An 18,700-nucleotide genomic window follows, 5' to 3' on the forward strand; every position below is an offset into this window, starting at 1 on the left:
ATAATAACCGTTATCCTCTTTTTATTTTAGAAAAAATTAAAATTAGTAGTAAAAGTTCTCTATTTCAATTCGTTTTTTCTATTTTTGCGCCCACAAAGTATAATTACAGATCAATATATTGTTCATGCAAAAAAATTTAGTCATAGTCGAATCTCCCGCAAAAGCAAAAACTATAGAGAAATTTCTGGGGAAAGATTTCAAAGTATTATCGAGTTACGGCCATATCCGAGACTTGAAAAAGAAAGACTTCAGCATCGATATAGAGCATAACTATACTCCTATATATGAAATACCTTCTGACAAAAAGAAATTGGTAGATACTCTTAAAGACGAAGCAAAAAAATCAGAAACAGTATGGCTGGCGTCCGATGAAGACCGTGAAGGAGAAGCCATTGCTTGGCACTTATCTGAAGTGTTAAAATTAAAACCTGAACATACAAAAAGAATCGTATTTCATGAGATAACCCAATCTGCCATTCTCAATGCAATTGAAAATCCGCGTGCAATAGATATTAACAGAGTAGATGCACAACAAGCTCGTCGCGTTCTCGACCGCATTGTGGGATTTGAACTTTCACCTGTACTATGGAAAAAAGTAAAACCAGCATTATCTGCTGGGCGAGTACAATCTGTGGCCGTACGTCTTATCGTAGAACGAGAAAAAGAAATAAAGAACTTTATTTCAGAAGCCTCATACCGGATTATCGCAACATTTTTGATTCCGTCGGAAAACGGAAATCCGATAGAATTAAAGGCTGAATTAAATAAACGACTGAAGACTAAAGAAGAAGCCTTAAATTTCCTTGAGGCTTGCCAACAGGCAAATTTTACAATAGAGGATATTTCTGTACGTCCTGCAAAAAAATCTCCAGCCCCCCCCTTTACTACATCTACTTTACAACAAGAAGCTGCCCGGAAGTTAGGATATTCGGTTGCACAAACCATGATGATTGCTCAACGCCTGTATGAATCAGGATTTATTACTTATATGCGTACAGACTCTGTCAATTTGTCGTCATTGGCAATAAATACATCTAAAGAAGAAATTATATCTTCCTTAGGAGAAAAATATCTTAAAATAAGACATTATCAGACTAAAAGTAAAGGTGCACAAGAAGCTCATGAAGCCATACGACCCACTTATATGAGTCAAAAAGAAATTGATGCACCCTCTCAAGAAAGACGTCTGTATGAACTTATATGGAAACGAACTATCGCTTCACAAATGAGCGATGCCGAACTCGAAAAGACAACCGCTGTAATAAACATATCTTCACGAAATGAAAAATTCGTGGCTACCGGAGAAGTCCTCAAATTCGACGGATTTCTGAAAGTCTACCTCGAATCTCAAGATGATGAAAACGAAGGTGAAAATAATGAAAAAATGTTACCGCCTTTATACTTAAAGCAAGAACTGAAATATAACGATATAGAAGCTACAGAGAGATTTACCCAACGTCCTCCCCGATATACAGAAGCAAGCCTCGTTCATAAATTAGAAGAACTAGGTATCGGACGGCCATCAACCTATGCACCTACAATCTCTACAATACAGCAACGTGAATACGTAGAGAAGGGAGACCGTGAAGGTACAGAACGTAAATATAATACTCTGTTACTCAAAAATGGAAATATAAAAGATTGTACAAAAACCGAAATAACCGGAGCTGAAAAAGCAAAACTAATACCTACAGATATAGGTATTGTCGTAAATGACTTTCTAGTACAATATTTTCCAGATATCATGGACTATAACTTTACTGCTAATGTAGAACAGACTTTTGACCATATTGCTGAAGGGAAATTACCATGGTCCAATGCTATAGACCAATTTTACAAATTATTCCATCCGGTAGTGAAAGACGCTTTGGAAATGAAAATGGAGCATAAAGTAGGCGAACGAATATTGGGAACAGATCCTAAATCAGGGAAACCTGTTTCAGTAAAAATCGGTCGATTCGGTCCACTTATACAAATCGGTACACCAGATGACGAAGAAAAGCCACAATTTGCATCTTTACTTAAAGGTCAATCAATGAGTACGATTACTTTAGAGGAAGCACTTAAGTTATTTGATTTACCACGGACTTTAGGTGATTACGAAAATAAGCTTGTCTCTGTCGGTATAGGCCGATTTGGCCCATATATACGTCATGACGGAAAGTATGTTTCCCTTCCGAAATCACTCGAACCGCTTTCCGTAACACTTGATGAAGCAATAGAACTGATAAAAGCCAAACGCGAACAAGAAAGCCAAAGATTAATAAAAAGCTTCCCTGAAGACTCTGAATTAGAAATACTCAATGGACGATATGGTCCTTATATTGCTTACAAAAAGAAAAATTATAAAATTCCGAAAGGTACTGAACCAAAAGAACTTTCTTACGACGCATGTATGCAAATAATAAAAGAAAGCGATGAAAAAATTCCCTCAGAAAAAAAGCGAACAGGCAGAAAAAAAGCATCTAAATAATATAAAAAGAGAGAATTGAAATTTCAATTCTCTCTTTTTATATCAGGGAGTTTGCTTAAATTTTAAAGAAATATTTTTATTACAGAAATATTTCTTTAATTCTTTGGTTTCTATACAATATTAATTTAATTTTGCAATCGCCAAAAGCAGGTATATAAATTACACAAATAAATAACTTAAATTAAAATCCTATGTGGTTATTGAATTCTTCAATCGGAAGAAAACTGATAATGAGCATATCAGGTATCTTCCTCATTTTGTTCTTGTTATTTCACATGTCGATGAATGTAGCCGCGGTATTTTCCGAAGAGGCATACAACACGATTTGCGAATTTTTAGGTGCTAATTGGTACGCAGTTGTAGGTACATTAGTTTTAGCCGCCGGATTTATCATTCACATCATTTACGGTTTATGGCTTACACTTCAAAACCGTAAGGCCCGCGGGAATGATCGCTATGCCGTAAATGCGACTCCTAAAGGTGTCGAATGGTCGTCTCAGAACATGTTTGTATTAGGTATCGTCATTTTAGGCTTTATTGTGTTGCATTTAAGCCAATTTTGGTATAAAATGATGTTTGCCGAACTCACTGGAAATGTTTCGGTTACATTAGGCGACACATTTGTATCCCCTGCTGACGGTGCAGCATTTATAAAATATTACTTCAGTAATATCGTTTTTGTAATTTTATATCTGATATGGTACGTAGCCATTTGGTTCCACCTCACTCATGGATTCTGGAGCGCTATTCAGACAATCGGTTGGAATAACCGCATTTGGATGAACCGTTGGAAATGTATTTCCAACATCTTTGCAACCATTATTTTCTTGGGCTTTGCCATTGTAACTATTACTTTCTACATCAAGAGCTTAGCTTGATATAAACCTTTGAAAAATTATTGTTATGACACAAATAGATTCAAAAATTCCTGAAGGCCCATTAGCCGAAAAATGGAGTAATTATAAAGCTCATCAAAAATTGGTGAACCCTGCCAATAAACGTCGTCTCGACATCATTGTAGTAGGTACAGGCTTAGCCGGAGGTTCCGCTGCAGCATCTTTGGGAGAATTGGGTTTTAATGTCTTGAACTTTTGTATCCAAGATTCTCCTCGTCGTGCACACTCCATTGCTGCTCAAGGTGGTATAAATGCCGCAAAAAACTATCAGAATGATGGTGATAGTGTATACAGATTATTTTACGATACAATAAAAGGGGGAGACTATCGAGCTCGTGAAGCCAACGTATATCGTCTGGCAGAAGTATCAAATTCCATTATTGACCAGTGTGTTGCTCAAGGTGTTCCTTTTGCACGTGAATATGGAGGCCTTTTAGCGAACCGGTCTTTTGGTGGAGCACAGGTTTCACGTACTTTCTACGCTAAAGGACAAACTGGACAGCAATTACTTTTGGGAGCATATTCTGCTCTTAGTCGCCAAGTAAATAAAGGTACCGTAAAATTATATACTCGTTACGAAATGCTCGACTTAGTTGTTATCGATGGTCGTGCTCGTGGTATCATTGCCCGCAACTTGGTTACAGGTAAAATAGAAAGGTTCTCTGCTCACGCAGTAGTTATCGCAACAGGTGGTTACGGAAATACCTTCTTCCTTTCGACCAATGCTATGGGTTCAAACGGTTCTGCCGCATATCAATGCTATAAAAAAGGAGCATATTTTGCTAACCCAGCTTTTGCCCAGATACATCCTACTTGTATTCCTGTACATGGAGAATTCCAGTCAAAACTGACTCTTATGTCTGAGTCTTTACGTAATGACGGGCGTATCTGGACACCTAAAAATATAAAAGATGCTGAAGCCATCCGTGCCGGCAAATTGAAACCAACAGATATAAAAGAGGAAGATCGTGACTATTATTTGGAACGTCGCTATCCTGCTTTCGGAAACTTAGTTCCTCGTGACGTTGCATCTCGTGCTGCTAAAGAACGGTGTGATGCTGGTTATGGAGTAGGTTCAACAGGTCTGGCTGTTTATCTCGACTTTAAAGATGCCATTGAGCGTCTTGGTAGAGATGCCGTAGAAGCTCGTTATGGAAACTTATTTCAGATGTACGAAAAAATCGTAGATGAAAATCCATATGAAACGCCAATGATGATATATCCAGCTATCCACTATACAATGGGTGGTATTTGGGTTGATTATGAATTGAGTACTTCTATCCCAGGATTATTTGCTATTGGAGAAGCAAACTTCTCTGATCACGGGGCAAATCGCTTAGGAGCATCGGCTCTTATGCAAGGCTTGGCTGATGGATACTTCGTATTACCTTATACGATACAAAATTATCTGGCAGATCAAATCCAAGTTCCTCGCTTCAGTACAGATTTACCAGAATTTGACAAAGCTGAAAAAGATATTCAAGATCGCATTAACAAACTAATGAACATAAAGGGTAAACGTTCCGTCGATTCTATTCATAAAGAACTCGGTCTCATCATGTGGGAATTTGTTGGTATGGCCCGTTCAAAAGAAGGTCTTGAAACAGCTTTAGAAAAGTTGAAAGAAGTGAAAAAAGAATTCTGGACTAATGTTCGCATCCCAGGAGAAGCAAATACATTAAACACAGAACTTGAAAAAGCCCTTCGAGTTGCCGATTTTATCGAAATTGGCCGTTTGATGGCTCTTGACGCCCTGAACCGTAACGAATCGTGTGGCGGACACTTCCGTGTCGAATATCAGACAGACGAAGGAGAAGCTTTACGTCAGGACGATAAATATATGTACGTAAGTTGCTGGAAATATGAAGGAGAAGATAAAGATCCTATCATGTTGAAAGAAGATCTGAACTACGAATGTATCAAGGTTCAACAACGTAATTACAAACAATAATTTTACAGTCTAAAAGTTATGGATAAAACAATCAATATAACGCTTAAAGTCTGGCGTCAGAGAGGTCCACAGGAAAAAGGAGCTTTTCAGACTTATCAACTTGAAGGAATATCTGTAGACAGCTCATTTCTCGAAATGTTGGATATTCTTAACGAGAAATTGATTAATGAAGGTCAAGAACCAGTTGTATTTGACCATGATTGCCGTGAAGGTATTTGCGGTATGTGTTCATTATATGTAAACGGACATCCTCATGGCCCCGACGAAGACGTAACTACTTGTCAATTACATATGCGTAAATTCCATGATGGTGAAACCATTACTATAGAACCATGGCGCTCTGCAGGATTCCCTGTAATCAGAGATTTAATGGTAGACCGTAGTGCTTTTGATAAAATCATGCAAGCCGGAGGTTATGTATCAGTAAATACAGGTGGCGTACCTGATGCAAATTCAATTCCTATTCCCAAACCTGATGCTGACGAAGCTATGGAATCAGCCTCATGTATCGGTTGCGGAGCTTGTGTGGCTGCCTGTAAAAATGGTTCGGCCATGCTATTTGTTTCTGCAAAAGTCAGTCAGTTCGCTTTATTACCACAAGGCCGTGTAGAAGCAGCTCGCCGTGCAAAAGCAATGTTGGCTAAAATGGATGAACTGGGATTCGGAAATTGTACCAATACCGGAGCTTGTGAAGCTGAATGTCCAAAAAATGTATCTATAACAAATATAGCACGATTAAATCGTCAATTTATATCTGCAAAATTGAAAGATTAAGAAATATTTATCACAATAAAAAAACCGGATTTTAGAATCCGGTTTTTTTTATTTTATCCTTATCATACAGTCAAAAACCCTCTAATAACTTTCTAATTTGTAATAAGTTTATTATAATCAATTAAATAAAAATGAACTGAAAGGATAATTGTATTTTTGTCGCAAAACAATAGCGACAATGAACAAACTAAACTTTATTATATTCTTTTTTCTTTTTTCCTTTTTTGCACAAGCTCAAAAAGATACTGTAAACCTAACATTAAAATCTGCTGAACTTTTACTCTTCGAACGGAATCTCACTCTTATCGCTGAAAAATATAATATAGACATAGCTGAAGCTCAAATACAACAAGCCAAACTATTTGAAAATCCTACTATATTATTAGAACAAAATATATACAACCGACTGAATAATAAATATTTTGATGTAGGGAAAAATGGTGAAGCTGCTATAGAAATAGAGCAAGCCATACATTTAGCTGGACAACGCAAAAAACAAACCAAATTAGAAAAAATCAATAAAGATATTGCTCAATATCAATTTGAAGAAACTCTACGGATACTTCACGGAGAATTGAATGAAATATTTATCGAAACTTATTTTTTACAAAAAACAATCAAAATCTACAATAAAGAAATCATTTCTCTCGAGAATCTACTAACAGGAATGAAAATCCAATTCCAAAAAGGAAATATTTCTTTTCTAGAAATTTCTCGTTTAGAATCAATGCTACTCTCCCTAAAAAAAGAAAAAAATGAACAAGAAAATTCTCTCTTTCTTTTTCAAAGTAAATTGAATCAACTATTAAATATCGCTCCTCAAAATATATTACAACTCACATTAGATGAAAACGCCCTAAATCAAATAAACTTATCACAACTATCATATAACGCATTAAAAAATATGCTTAGTGAAAGGTCTGATATAAAAACTGCATATTCCAGCATAAGTGCATCTCAAGCAAATTTGAAATTACAGAAATCAATGGCTGCACCAGATTTTTCTGTAAAAGGAATGTATGATAGAGCCGGTAATTTTATAAATAACTATTTTGCTTTAGGCATTAGTATTTCTATTCCTATATTTAACCGAAATCAAGGAAATATAAAATCGGCTCGATTAAACATACACAGAGCAAACAAAGAAAAAGAATACATTATCAATAAAGCTGAATCTGAACTTTTTGCAGCATATAATCAACTGAATAAAGCTATCGAGCTCTATCAATCAATAAATAAAAATTTAGAAAAGAATTTTGACAAATTAATTATAGGAACTACTGAAAATTTTAAAAATAAAAACATAAGTCTACTCGAGTTTATCGACTATTATAAAAGTTATAAAGAAAGTTGCCTACAATTTTATGAAACCCAAAAAAGTGTATTCTTAACTATGGAAAATCTAAATACAATTGTAGGAAAAAATATATTCACTTACTAATCTTTAACACATATGAACCGATACTTATTAATATTTTGCTCTTTGTATCTTATTCTAACAGCTTGCTCCCCAAAAAATAATCGACTAAATGATACAACAACTCCAATACTTTTGACTGACAGTCTAAAAAAAATCGTATCTATTGATACTGTCAGTATAGAAGATATTATAGATGAACTCTCTCTAAACGGAAGAGTTACATTCAACCAAGAAAAAGTAGCAAAAGTGTTTCCTATATTCGGAGGGACAATTATTAATATTAGCGCTGAAATAGGAGATTACGTACATAAAGGTGAAACTTTAGCTACCATTAAAAGTGGAGAAATAGCAGATTATGAAAAACAAGCAAAAGACGCTGCTCAACAAGTAATTATTGCTAATCGTAATCTAAAATATAAACAAGATATGTACAATTCGGGGATAGCTTCAGAAAAAGAGTTACTGGAAGCAAGACAAGAAGTAATAATAGCCCAAACTGAAGAAAAAAGAATTAAAGAAATATTTTCTATATATAATTTATCAGACAATGCTTTGTATAAATTAAAAGCTCCTATTTCTGGATTTATCGTGAATAGAAATATCAGCCCAAACATGCAAATTCGTTCTGATCAAAATGAAGAAATATTTACTATTTCGGGGTTAGATGACGTCTGGATTATCGCAGATGTGTACGAAAGTGATATAAGTAAAGTATCCGAAGGCAGTAGTGTTCGTATTGAAACATTAGCCTATCCCGGAAAAAAATTCTCCGGAACTATCGATAAAATATATCATATGTTAAATGAGGACAGCAAAACTATGAATATCCGTATCAAATTGAAAAATAAAGATTATTTGTTAAAACCCGGTATGTTTGCTAACGTAAACGTAAAATGTAAGACATCAAAACAATCAATGCCTCGGATAGATTCTCATGCTTTAGTTTTTGATAGCGAGAAAAACTATGTAATTGTCGTTGACAATAAAAATTCTCTACACATTAGAGAAGTAGAGATATTTAAACAACTACCCAAAGAATGTTATATAAAATGTGGAATTCAAGAGGGAGAAAAAATTATAAATAAAAATGTATTATTGGTATATAACTCTCTCAATGCCAATTAAAAAATAGAATACCATGCATAAATTTATCGACAATATTGTTGCTTTTTCACTAAAAAATAAATTTTTTATATTCTTTTGTACTATAATAGCCATAATCATTGGTGTAATATCTTTCAAACATACCCCTATTGACGCATTCCCTGATGTTACTAACACAAAAGTAACCATTATCACACAATGGCCCGGAAGAAGTGCAGAGGAAGTCGAAAAATTCATAACCATTCCTATAGAAATAGCTATGAATCCGGTACAGAAAAAAACAGATATACGTTCTACCACTCTTTTTGGATTATCGGTCATCAATATTATATTTGAAGATCATGTGGATGATTTCACTGCAAGGCAACAAGTTTATAATTTACTTAATGACGCTGATCTTCCAGAAGGAATAACACCAGAAGTCCAGCCTTTATACGGGCCCACAGGAGAGATATTTCGTTACACCTTAAATAGTGATAAAAGAAGTGTAAGAGAACTCAAAACAATACAAGACTGGATAATAGATCGCAAATTAAGAGCCGTACCCGGCGTTGCTGATATCGTCAGTTTCGGAGGAGAAATAAAAACCTTCGAAGTCAGTGTAAACCCTCAACAGCTTATAAATTACAATATCACATCATTAGAACTCTATGATGCTATTGCCAAAAGTAATATTAATGTTGGAGGCGATGTAATTACCAAAAGTTCTCAAGCATATGTCGTAAGAGGCATAGGCCTTATCAATGACATAGACGAAATACGAAATATTGTTGTAAAGAATATAAAAGGAACACCTATTTTGGTGAAAAATCTTGCAAATGTACATGAATCTTGCTTACCTCGTTTAGGACAAGTAGGACGAATGAATAAAGATGACGTAGTACAAGGTATCGTTATAATGAGAAAAGGAGAAAATCCTGAAGAAGTTATAAATGCCCTAAAACAAAAAATAGAAGATATCAATAAAAATATTTTACCTGAAGACGTTAAAATAGTTACATTCTATGACCGGGAAAATCTGGTAAATTTAGCAGTCAATACAGTCACTCATAATCTTATAGAAGGTATACTTTTAGTAACGTTTATCGTTCTAATTTTTATGGCTGACTGGCGTACTACTATTATTGTTGCAATTGTTATCCCCCTGGCTTTACTCTTTGCATTTATCTGCCTCAGAATTATGGGAATGTCGGCCAATTTATTATCAATGGGGGCCATAGATTTTGGAATTATTATAGATGGGGCTGTTGTCATGGTCGAAGGTATCTTTGTCACATTAGATAAAAAAGCCAAAGAGATAGGAATGCCCATATTTAATCAAATGTCGAAAGCCGGACTTATCCGTAATACAGCCAAAGATAAAGCAAGAGCTGTATTCTTTTCTAAATTAATTATTATAACGGCACTAATTCCTATATTTTCTTTTCAGAAAGTTGAAGGCAAAATGTTTTCACCTCTTGCATACACTTTAGGATTTGCTTTATTAGGAGCATTAATATTCACATTGACATTGGTTCCGGTAATGTCATCCATGTTACTGAAAAAAAATGTAAAAGAAAGAAATAATAAATTTGTAAAACTTATAACTGATAAAGCCTCAATATTCTTCAATAAATGTTATAAGCATAAAAAAATATCTATTGGTACTGCTACCATTTTTACAGTCGTCGAATTATGGCTTTTTACTTTTTTAGGTACTGAATTTTTACCCCAATTAAATGAAGGTTCTATCTATATAAGGGCTACTCTACCTCAAAGTATATCCCTTGACGAATCTGTTTCTTTAGCCAACAAAATGAGAAGAAAGCTAATGGCCTATCCAGAAGTAAAACAAGTCTTATCTCAAACTGGTAGACCCAATGATGGAACAGACGCCACAGGCTTCTATAATATAGAGTTTCATGTAGATATTTATCCCGAAAAAGAATGGAAAAGTCATTTTACCAAATCAGAACTTATAGAGAAAATGCAAAATGACCTATCCTTATATCCAGGTATAGATTTCAATTTTTCTCAACCTATTTCAGATAACGTAGAAGAAGCAGCTTCCGGAGTTAAAGGTTCTATAGCTGTTAAAGTATTCGGAAAAGACTTATATCAATCAGAAAAAATAGCTATACAAATAGATAAAATTCTTAATACTGTAAACGGAATCGAAGATTTAGGCGTTATAAGAAACATAGGTCAACCCGAATTACGAATAGAATTAAATGAACAAAAACTGGCTCGTTATGGAGTTTCAAAAGAGAATGTCCAGTCTATTATAGAAATGGCTATCGGAGGAAAATCAGCATCACTGCTATATGAAGATGAACGAAAATTCAATATCATGGTCCGTTACAGTCCTGAGTTCAGACGAAACGAGGAAGAGATAGGCAAAATCCTCGTACCAGCTATGGATGGAACGATGATACCCATCAAAGAATTATCTGAGATAAAGACAATTACCGGTCCTTTACTGATTTTTAGAGACAATCATACCCGTTTTTGTGCTGTAAAATTTTCAGTTCGTGGTAGAGATATGGGTACAGCCGTAACAGAAGCCAAAGAAAAAGTTAATACCCTAATTCATTTGCCCGAAGGGTATTCTTTAAAATGGACTGGAGATTTTGAAAATCAACAACGTGCAACAAAAAGATTGACTCAAGTCATACCTATAAGTATTGCTATTATATTTATTATTTTGTTTATACTCTTTTCTAACGCAAGAGACTCCGGGCTAGTACTTCTCAATGTTCCTTTTGCTGCTGCAGGAGGTATAATTGCACTACTAATAACCCGTTTCAACTTTTCCATTTCTGCTGGAATAGGATTTATAGCTTTATTTGGAATATGTATACAAAATGGTGTAATTATGATTTCAGATATAAAACATAATATTCAAAATCGTATGGCTTTATCCAATGCAATAAAAACAAGTATGAAATCTCGTATAAGACCTGTAATGATGACTGCTGCAATGGCTGCTATCGGACTTATGCCTGCAGCTCTGAGCCATGGAATAGGTTCTGAATCTCAAAGACCTTTAGCAATCGTTATAATAGGAGGATTAATAGGTGCAACATTTTTTGCTTTATTTATATTTCCATTAATTATAGATATCGTTTATCGTAAAATGATATATGATAAAAAAGGAAATTTACTTCAACGAAAATTATAAAAATGTATATTTGTACATATACAAAAATTACAATAAAAGTATGGCCCAAATACTATTAGTCGAAGATGAATTAAATATAGCCTCTTTTATCGAGCGTGGATTAAAAGAATTCGGGCATATCGTCTCCGTTGTGTACGATGGAAACACAGGATGGGAAAAGATGCAAAAGGAAACTTTTGATTTGATGATTTTAGATATTATTATACCTAAAATAAATGGAATAGAGCTTTGCCTATTATTTCGTCAAAAATATGGTTATCATACTCCTATCATCATGTTAACAGCCCTCGGCACCACCGATGATATTGTCACTGGATTAAATGCCGGAGCTGATGATTACTTAGTAAAACCTTTTAGTTTCCAAGAATTGGAAGCCCGTATAAAATCATTATTAAGACGAGGAAAAGAAAATCCCAAAATGCAATTAACTTGCGATAACCTTTCATTAGATAGTTTTACTCGATTAGCAAAACGTGGAAAAAGAACAATAGAACTGACTGTAAAAGAATACCGATTACTGGAATATTTTATGACTCATCAGGGTATCGTGTTATCGAGAATAACATTATTAAAAGATGTCTGGGATAAAAATTTCGATACAAACACTAATGTTGTAGATGTTTATGTTAATTATTTAAGGAGTAAAATAGAGATAGAAAATGAAAAAAAACTTATACATACAGTCGTCGGAATTGGATACATCATGGATGTAAGATAAATAATCTTTCTATGAAAATAGGATCTAAAATAGCTTTATTTTATGCAACAATCACTATCAGTATTATCATTATTATAATTCTGATATTTTATTTTTTCAGTTCATACTATATAAATAAACTATATGATTCATATCTAAAAGAAAAAACTTACCTAACAGCACAAATGCATTGGGAAAAGGATGAAGTAGATGAACAAAGTTATCAAATAATAAGCCAAAGATATAATGAGGTATTACCTCAAGCAAGAGAAATACTTTTGAATATAGATAGTTCTATTATGGTAAAAGATACTCTTTCAAAATATCTAACCAAAAACCAACAAAACATACTGTTTAAGAATGATAGTATCCCTATCACCTTTACATATAAAAAACAATTAGGAGCAGCCCTTTATTATCCTGATAATGAAGGTCATTTTATTGTACTGATTATGTCAAAAAATTCTTACGGAAAAGAAATACAAGAACATCTAATATTATTATCTTTATTTCTTATAATCACAAGTTCTATCTTTATATTTTTTATAGGCAAAATATATTCAAATAGAATTTTATCTCCTTTACAATATTTACTTAAAGAATTAAAAAGAATACGTGGCAATAATCTTAATTTACGTATCAAAAAATTTGGAAATAAAGATGAACTCGATGAACTTGTATTAACTCTCAATAGTATGCTTGATAGAATAGATGCAGCCTTTAAATCCGAAAAATCATTTATAAATAATGCATCTCATGAATTGAATAATCCTGTCACTGCAATTCAAGGTGAGTGCGAAATAAGTCTTTTAAAAGAAAGAAATGCACAAGAATACATTGAAGCTCTTCATAGAATTTCTGAAGAAAGTAAAAGAATATCCCAACTTATCAAACATCTATTATTTTTATCAAGACAAGATGACGATTTATTATTAAACAATATCGATGAGATAAACTTACAACTTTTCTTATATGAACTATGCAAAAATACCAACCAAATAAAACTAATATGTAAAAATAATCAAAACAATCTTACCACAAGAGCAAATAGATATCTTCTACAAATCGCCATACAAAATATCATCGATAATGCCTGTAAATATTCCAATGGTAAAGAAGTAATAATAACTCTCTCAAAACAAGATGATAACATAATTATAACTATCAAAGATCAAGGCATTGGCATTCCAGAAAACGAAATACAAAATATTTTCCAATCTTTTTATCGAGCCTCAAATTCTCGAGAATTTAAAGGAAATGGCATAGGTCTGAGCTTATCAATGAAAATAATTTCTTTATATGGTGGTAAGTTAAATATACAATCAATCTTAAACTCTTTTACTGAAGTTTCTATCTATCTCAAAAATTCTCAAAAGGTAGAATAGCCAAAAGGGATTTTTTCGAATCCCTTTTGGCTATTCTACCTTTACACCACCTAAAGGTAAAACTTTACCTACACCAATTGCATTTTTCTTTATTTTCGGATTACCATTATAATACACAGTTCCAGAACCCGTAATAAGCGCTTTCAGATTTTCTTCAGCAAAACACCCTATAGTAGCATTTCCTGTTATTTTACATTTTACATCTCGAGCTTTTAGTTCATGAGCTTTAATTTCTCCACCTCCGGTAATTGTCAATTCTGCTGTACGACAATTCCCTTTTAAAAATATATCACCTGATCCGGTAAGAATTTTTGCTCTCACAATACCATAATCTAATTCACCAGTTCTTATCTGCCCATTCCCCATTAATAAAAAATAAACTTCCGATCCAGCAATATGTCCTCCTGTCTCAAATACAGCTCCACCATCATTTTCCACTTCATTAAGTGCCGAAGAAAATATATCCAATATCACTACTCCAAAATCTTTTTTCGAAGGAGAATCAAATTTAATGTTCAAAACACCTTCTTTAGATTCTACTTTCATACTATTCAGTATATTCTCTTCTCCATACATTTTGATAAGACCAGCAGAATCTTTACTTTGATGATAAACGATGTTAAAAGCACCATTAGTCTTAACCTTATAAAAATCATCTACCCGAAAAGATTTTTTTACATAATTATTGTCTCCCTCAACTTCTTTTGCAGAAACTGAAAAACAAAACATTAAAACGCTACAAAATAAAATGCCGAATGTTTTCATAATGATAATCAATTATTTACTAATTTATGATTTCAATACAATATTCTCTATATAATCCAAAATATTTGTCAACTCCGTAACTGTTTCAGCTCTTAACATTGCAATACGAGTATCTCTAAAATTAGGTATACCTTTAAACAAAGGTGTAGCAGCCAAATGTCTTCTTATATGTAATATTCCTCTACGTTCATCTATTCGCTCCACACTTTCTTGCAATTGACGTCGCAATATACTCATTTTATCTTTAACTGAAAGTTCAGAAATATTTCCTGTAGATAAAAATTCTTTTATTTCTTTAAATATCCAAGGACAACCTATGGATGCTCGACCTACCATTATGGCATCTACTCCATATTTGTCGAATTTATCTTTTGCTATTTGGGGTGTAGTAATATCCCCATTTCCTATAATAGGTATATGCATACGAATATTTTCCTTAACTTTACCTATCAAAGTCCAATCGGCCTCTCCTGTATACATTTGACTTCGTGTACGTCCATGAATAGTCAATGCTGCTATTCCACAATCCTGTAACCGTTCTGCTAAATCTACTATAATTTTAGACTCACAATCCCAACCTAATCGAGTTTTTACAGTAACTGGTACATTTATTGCTTCAACAACAGCCTTTGTAATTTTAATCATACGAGGAATATCTCTTAACATACCAGCGCCAGCACCCTTACCTGCAACTTTCTTCACAGGACAACCAAAATTTATATCTAAAATATCAGGATTTGCTTCAGCACAAATATGCGCAGCTTCTACCATAGTATCTACTTCCCTACCATAAATCTGAATAGCAACTGGACGTTCCCTATCGGAGATAATCAATTTTTGTTGAGTCTTACTCACATTACGTATAAGAGCATCACTTGAAATAAACTCGGTGTAAACCATGTCAGCACCAAATTCTTTGCACATCAAACGAAACGAGGAATCAGTGACATCTTCCATCGGAGCTAATAATACAGGTTTATTTCCAAAATCAATATTATGTATTTTCATCTTCAGCGTGCTTTAAAAATACAAACGTACAAAACTTTTTTCGTTTCATCACTATTATAATCTACATGCCCATAAAATTTATGAGCAATCAAATATTGGCAATACTATCGCAATATCTCTTATACCTGTACCTACTGGTACTTATTCTTTTTATAATCTACAATAAGCTGAAAAAGAACAAACAATCTTTTTTTTTATTACTTTTGCAATCAATACATAAACTCACATCTAATGTATTAGATCATAATCATCTAAATGCTTAAAAACTAAAAATTGACATGGATTATAATTTTAGGGAAATCGAAAAAAAATGGCAAGAGTATTGGATACAAAACAATACTTATAAAGTAACAGAAGATAATAATAGACCCAAATATTATGTATTAGATATGTTCCCTTATCCATCAGGTGCAGGACTTCACGTAGGGCATCCTCTTGGATATATAGCATCAGATATTTATTCTCGTTTTAAGCGTTTAAAAGGTTTCAACGTATTACATCCAATGGGTTACGATGCATACGGACTTCCAGCAGAACAATATGCTATACAGACAGGGCAACATCCTGCTATAACTACTCAAAACAATATAAACCGATATAAAGAACAACTTGATAAAATAGGCTTTTGTTACGACTGGAGCAGAGAAATACGTACTTGTGATCCTGAATATTACAAATGGACTCAATGGGCCTTTATTCAAATGTTTAATCATTATTACGATAACTCTTTACAAAAAGCCCGTCCTATTACAGAATTAATCAAAAAATTCGAACAAAACGGTACATCCAATATACAAGCAGCATGCAGTGAAGAACTAAATTTTACAGCTGATGAATGGAAAGTAATGGATGAAAAAGAAAAACAAAAAACATTACTTAATTATAGAATAGCCTACTTAGGAGATACTATGGTCAACTGGTGTCCCCAATTGGGTACTGTATTGGCAAACGACGAAGTAAGCGAAGGTGTCTCCGTTAGAGGCGGTTATCCTGTCGAACAAAAAGTTATGCGTCAGTGGTGCTTACGTGTATCAGCTTATGCTCAACGGTTATTAGATGGCCTAAGTACTATAGATTGGACAGATTCATTAAAAGAAACTCAAAAAAATTGGATAGGTCGTTCCGAAGGTGCAGAAATGAAATTTAAAGTAGTAAATTCTGACATAGAATTCACTATTTTTACCACTCGTGCCGATACGATATTTGGGGTTACTTTTATGGTATTAGCGCCTGAAAGTGAATATGTAAAACAAGTTACTACACCAGACCAACAAAAAGCTGTTGAAGAATATTTAGAAAGTATCAAACATCGTACAGAAAGAGAAAGATTAATGGATAAAAGTGTCAGCGGAGTATTTTCGGGAGCTTATGCCATAAATCCTCTCAATAATGAAAAAATTCCTATATGGATAAGTGATTATGTACTTGCAGGATATGGAACGGGAGCTATAATGGCAGTTCCTGCACATGATAGCAGAGATTATGCATTTGCTAAACATTTCAACTTGCCCATTATACCATTAATAGAAGGTTGTGATGTGTCAAAAGAAAGTTTTGATGCTAAAGAAGGAAAAATGATAAATTCTTGCGGCAATGGTTTGAATTTAAATGGTTTAGAAGTAAAAGAAGCTATTGCTAAAACAAAACAATTTATCAAAGAAAAAAAAATAGGTAGAGTAAAAGTTAACTATCGTCTACGTGATGCTATTTTCAGCCGTCAACGTTATTGGGGAGAACCTTTTCCTGTATATTACAAAGATAATATGCCCTACATGCTTGATGAAAATCAATTGCCTTTACTACTGCCAGAAATTGATAAATTTCTTCCAACAGAAAAAGGTGAACCACCATTAGGTCGTGCAAAAAATTGGAAATTCAGAGACCATTTTCCATTGGAATTATGTACCATGCCAGGATTTGCCGGCTCATCAGCCTACTATATACGGTACATGGACCCTCATAATAATAATGAACTAGTATCGAAAAGTATTAATGAATACTGGAGAAATGTAGATCTTTATATAGGCGGAACCGAACATGCTACAGGTCATCTCATCTACAGTCGTTTTTGGAACAAATTTCTATATGATATTGGTATAGTCTGTGAAGAGGAACCTTTTAAAAAACTGGTTAATCAGGGAATGATACAAGGCCGTTCTAATTTTGTATACAGAATCAAAGATACCAATACATTTGTCTCTCTCAATTTAAAAAATAATTACGAAACAACACCTATTCATGTAGACGTTAATATTGTCAACAACGATATACTTGACATTGAAGCCTTTAAAAAATGGCGTCCAGAATTTAATACTGCTCAATTTATACTTGAAGACGGTAAGTATATTTGTGGATGGGCGGTAGAAAAAATGTCAAAATCAATGTTCAACGTTGTAAACCCTGATGATATTGTAGAACGCTACGGAGCTGATACACTAAGATTATACGAAATGTTTCTCGGTCCATTGGAACAAAGTAAGCCTTGGGATACAAACGGAATAGATGGAGTACATCGTTTCCTTAAAAAATTATGGAACTTATTCTTCGATAACAATAATCTTGCTGTAAAAAATAATGAACCAACTAAAGAGGAGTTGAAATCTTTACATAAACTTATAAAAAAGGTTAGTTGGGATATTGAAAATTTTTCATTTAATACATCTATTAGTGCTTTTATGATATGTGTCAACGAATTATCTGCTTTAAAAAGCCGTAATAAACATGTATTAGAAAATTTATTAATTCTGTTAACTCCTTTTGCACCCCACATATCAGAAGAGCTATGGCACCAAATAGGTAATGTATCTACTATATGTGATGCACAATGGCCTATTCTTAATGAAGATTATTTAAAAGAAAATTCTGTCAATTATGCTATTTCTTTTAATGGGAAAGCGCGTTTTAATCTCGAATTTTCAACATCGGCCTCAAAAGAAGATATAGAAAAAGAAGTCCTCAACCATCCTTTATCTGCAAAATGGATAGATGGAAAAACTCCTAAAAAAATTATCGTCGTCCCCAATAAAATAGTCAATATAGTTCTCTAAACATTTATCTCAATATAAAA

The 18,700-nt window shown here is 33.6% G+C and carries 12 protein-coding genes; 10 read left to right on the plus strand and 2 right to left on the minus strand.

Features of this window, described 5'->3' with window-relative positions; genetic code table 11:
• Positions 1-124: 124 nt before the first annotated feature.
• From topA to BN2628_RS10785, 9 genes are all read left to right on the plus strand, one after another.
• A complete protein-coding gene (topA, locus tag BN2628_RS10745) occupies positions 125-2,473 on the plus strand; it encodes a type I DNA topoisomerase (RefSeq protein ID WP_055097228.1) in 2,349 nt (782 codons plus the stop codon).
• Between the two features lie 191 nt (positions 2,474-2,664).
• Positions 2,665-3,351, plus strand: a complete 687-nt coding sequence (locus BN2628_RS10750; protein ID WP_044226508.1) for a succinate dehydrogenase cytochrome b subunit — start codon at positions 2,665-2,667, stop codon at positions 3,349-3,351.
• Between the two features lie 25 nt (positions 3,352-3,376).
• Positions 3,377-5,320: a fumarate reductase/succinate dehydrogenase flavoprotein subunit gene (locus BN2628_RS10755; protein WP_021931680.1), complete on the plus strand. Its 1,944-nt coding sequence runs from the start codon at positions 3,377-3,379 to the stop codon at positions 5,318-5,320.
• Between the two features lie 18 nt (positions 5,321-5,338).
• A complete protein-coding gene (locus BN2628_RS10760) occupies positions 5,339-6,094 on the plus strand; it encodes a succinate dehydrogenase/fumarate reductase iron-sulfur subunit (protein WP_021931681.1) in 756 nt (251 codons plus the stop codon).
• A 178-nt stretch (positions 6,095-6,272) separates the two neighbouring features.
• Entirely contained in the window at positions 6,273-7,535 is a 1,263-nt protein-coding gene (locus tag BN2628_RS10765) for a TolC family protein (RefSeq protein ID WP_044226513.1), read from the plus strand.
• Between the two features lie 12 nt (positions 7,536-7,547).
• Complete coding sequence (locus BN2628_RS10770) at positions 7,548-8,639, plus strand: efflux RND transporter periplasmic adaptor subunit (RefSeq protein WP_055097230.1); 1,092 nt, start codon at positions 7,548-7,550, stop codon at positions 8,637-8,639.
• A gap of 13 nt (positions 8,640-8,652) precedes the next feature.
• A complete protein-coding gene (locus BN2628_RS10775) occupies positions 8,653-11,778 on the plus strand; it encodes an efflux RND transporter permease subunit (protein WP_055097232.1) in 3,126 nt (1,041 codons plus the stop codon).
• A gap of 40 nt (positions 11,779-11,818) precedes the next feature.
• Entirely contained in the window at positions 11,819-12,496 is a 678-nt protein-coding gene (locus BN2628_RS10780) for a response regulator transcription factor (protein WP_055100264.1), read from the plus strand.
• A gap of 11 nt (positions 12,497-12,507) precedes the next feature.
• A complete protein-coding gene (locus BN2628_RS10785; RefSeq protein WP_044226523.1) occupies positions 12,508-13,860 on the plus strand; it encodes a sensor histidine kinase in 1,353 nt (450 codons plus the stop codon).
• A gap of 30 nt (positions 13,861-13,890) precedes the next feature.
• On the opposite strand, the gene BN2628_RS10790 is transcribed toward BN2628_RS10785, so the two are convergent.
• On the minus strand, positions 13,891-14,625 hold the full coding sequence (locus BN2628_RS10790; RefSeq protein WP_082002222.1) for a head GIN domain-containing protein: 735 nt from the start codon (positions 14,623-14,625) through the stop codon (positions 13,891-13,893).
• 24 nt (positions 14,626-14,649) lie between these two features.
• On the minus strand, positions 14,650-15,633 hold the full coding sequence (dusB, locus tag BN2628_RS10795) for a tRNA dihydrouridine synthase DusB (RefSeq protein ID WP_044226526.1): 984 nt from the start codon (positions 15,631-15,633) through the stop codon (positions 14,650-14,652).
• Between the two features lie 278 nt (positions 15,634-15,911).
• Between dusB and leuS the strand changes: the two genes are divergently transcribed.
• Positions 15,912-18,680, plus strand: coding sequence for a leucine--tRNA ligase (gene leuS, locus BN2628_RS10800; protein WP_044226530.1), 2,769 nt, complete (start codon positions 15,912-15,914; stop codon positions 18,678-18,680).
• The last annotated feature ends 20 nt before the right edge of the window (positions 18,681-18,700 follow it).

This window comes from Gabonia massiliensis, assembly GCF_001403595.1.
GTDB classification, from domain to species: Bacteria; Bacteroidota; Bacteroidia; order Bacteroidales; family Coprobacteraceae; genus Coprobacter; species Coprobacter secundus.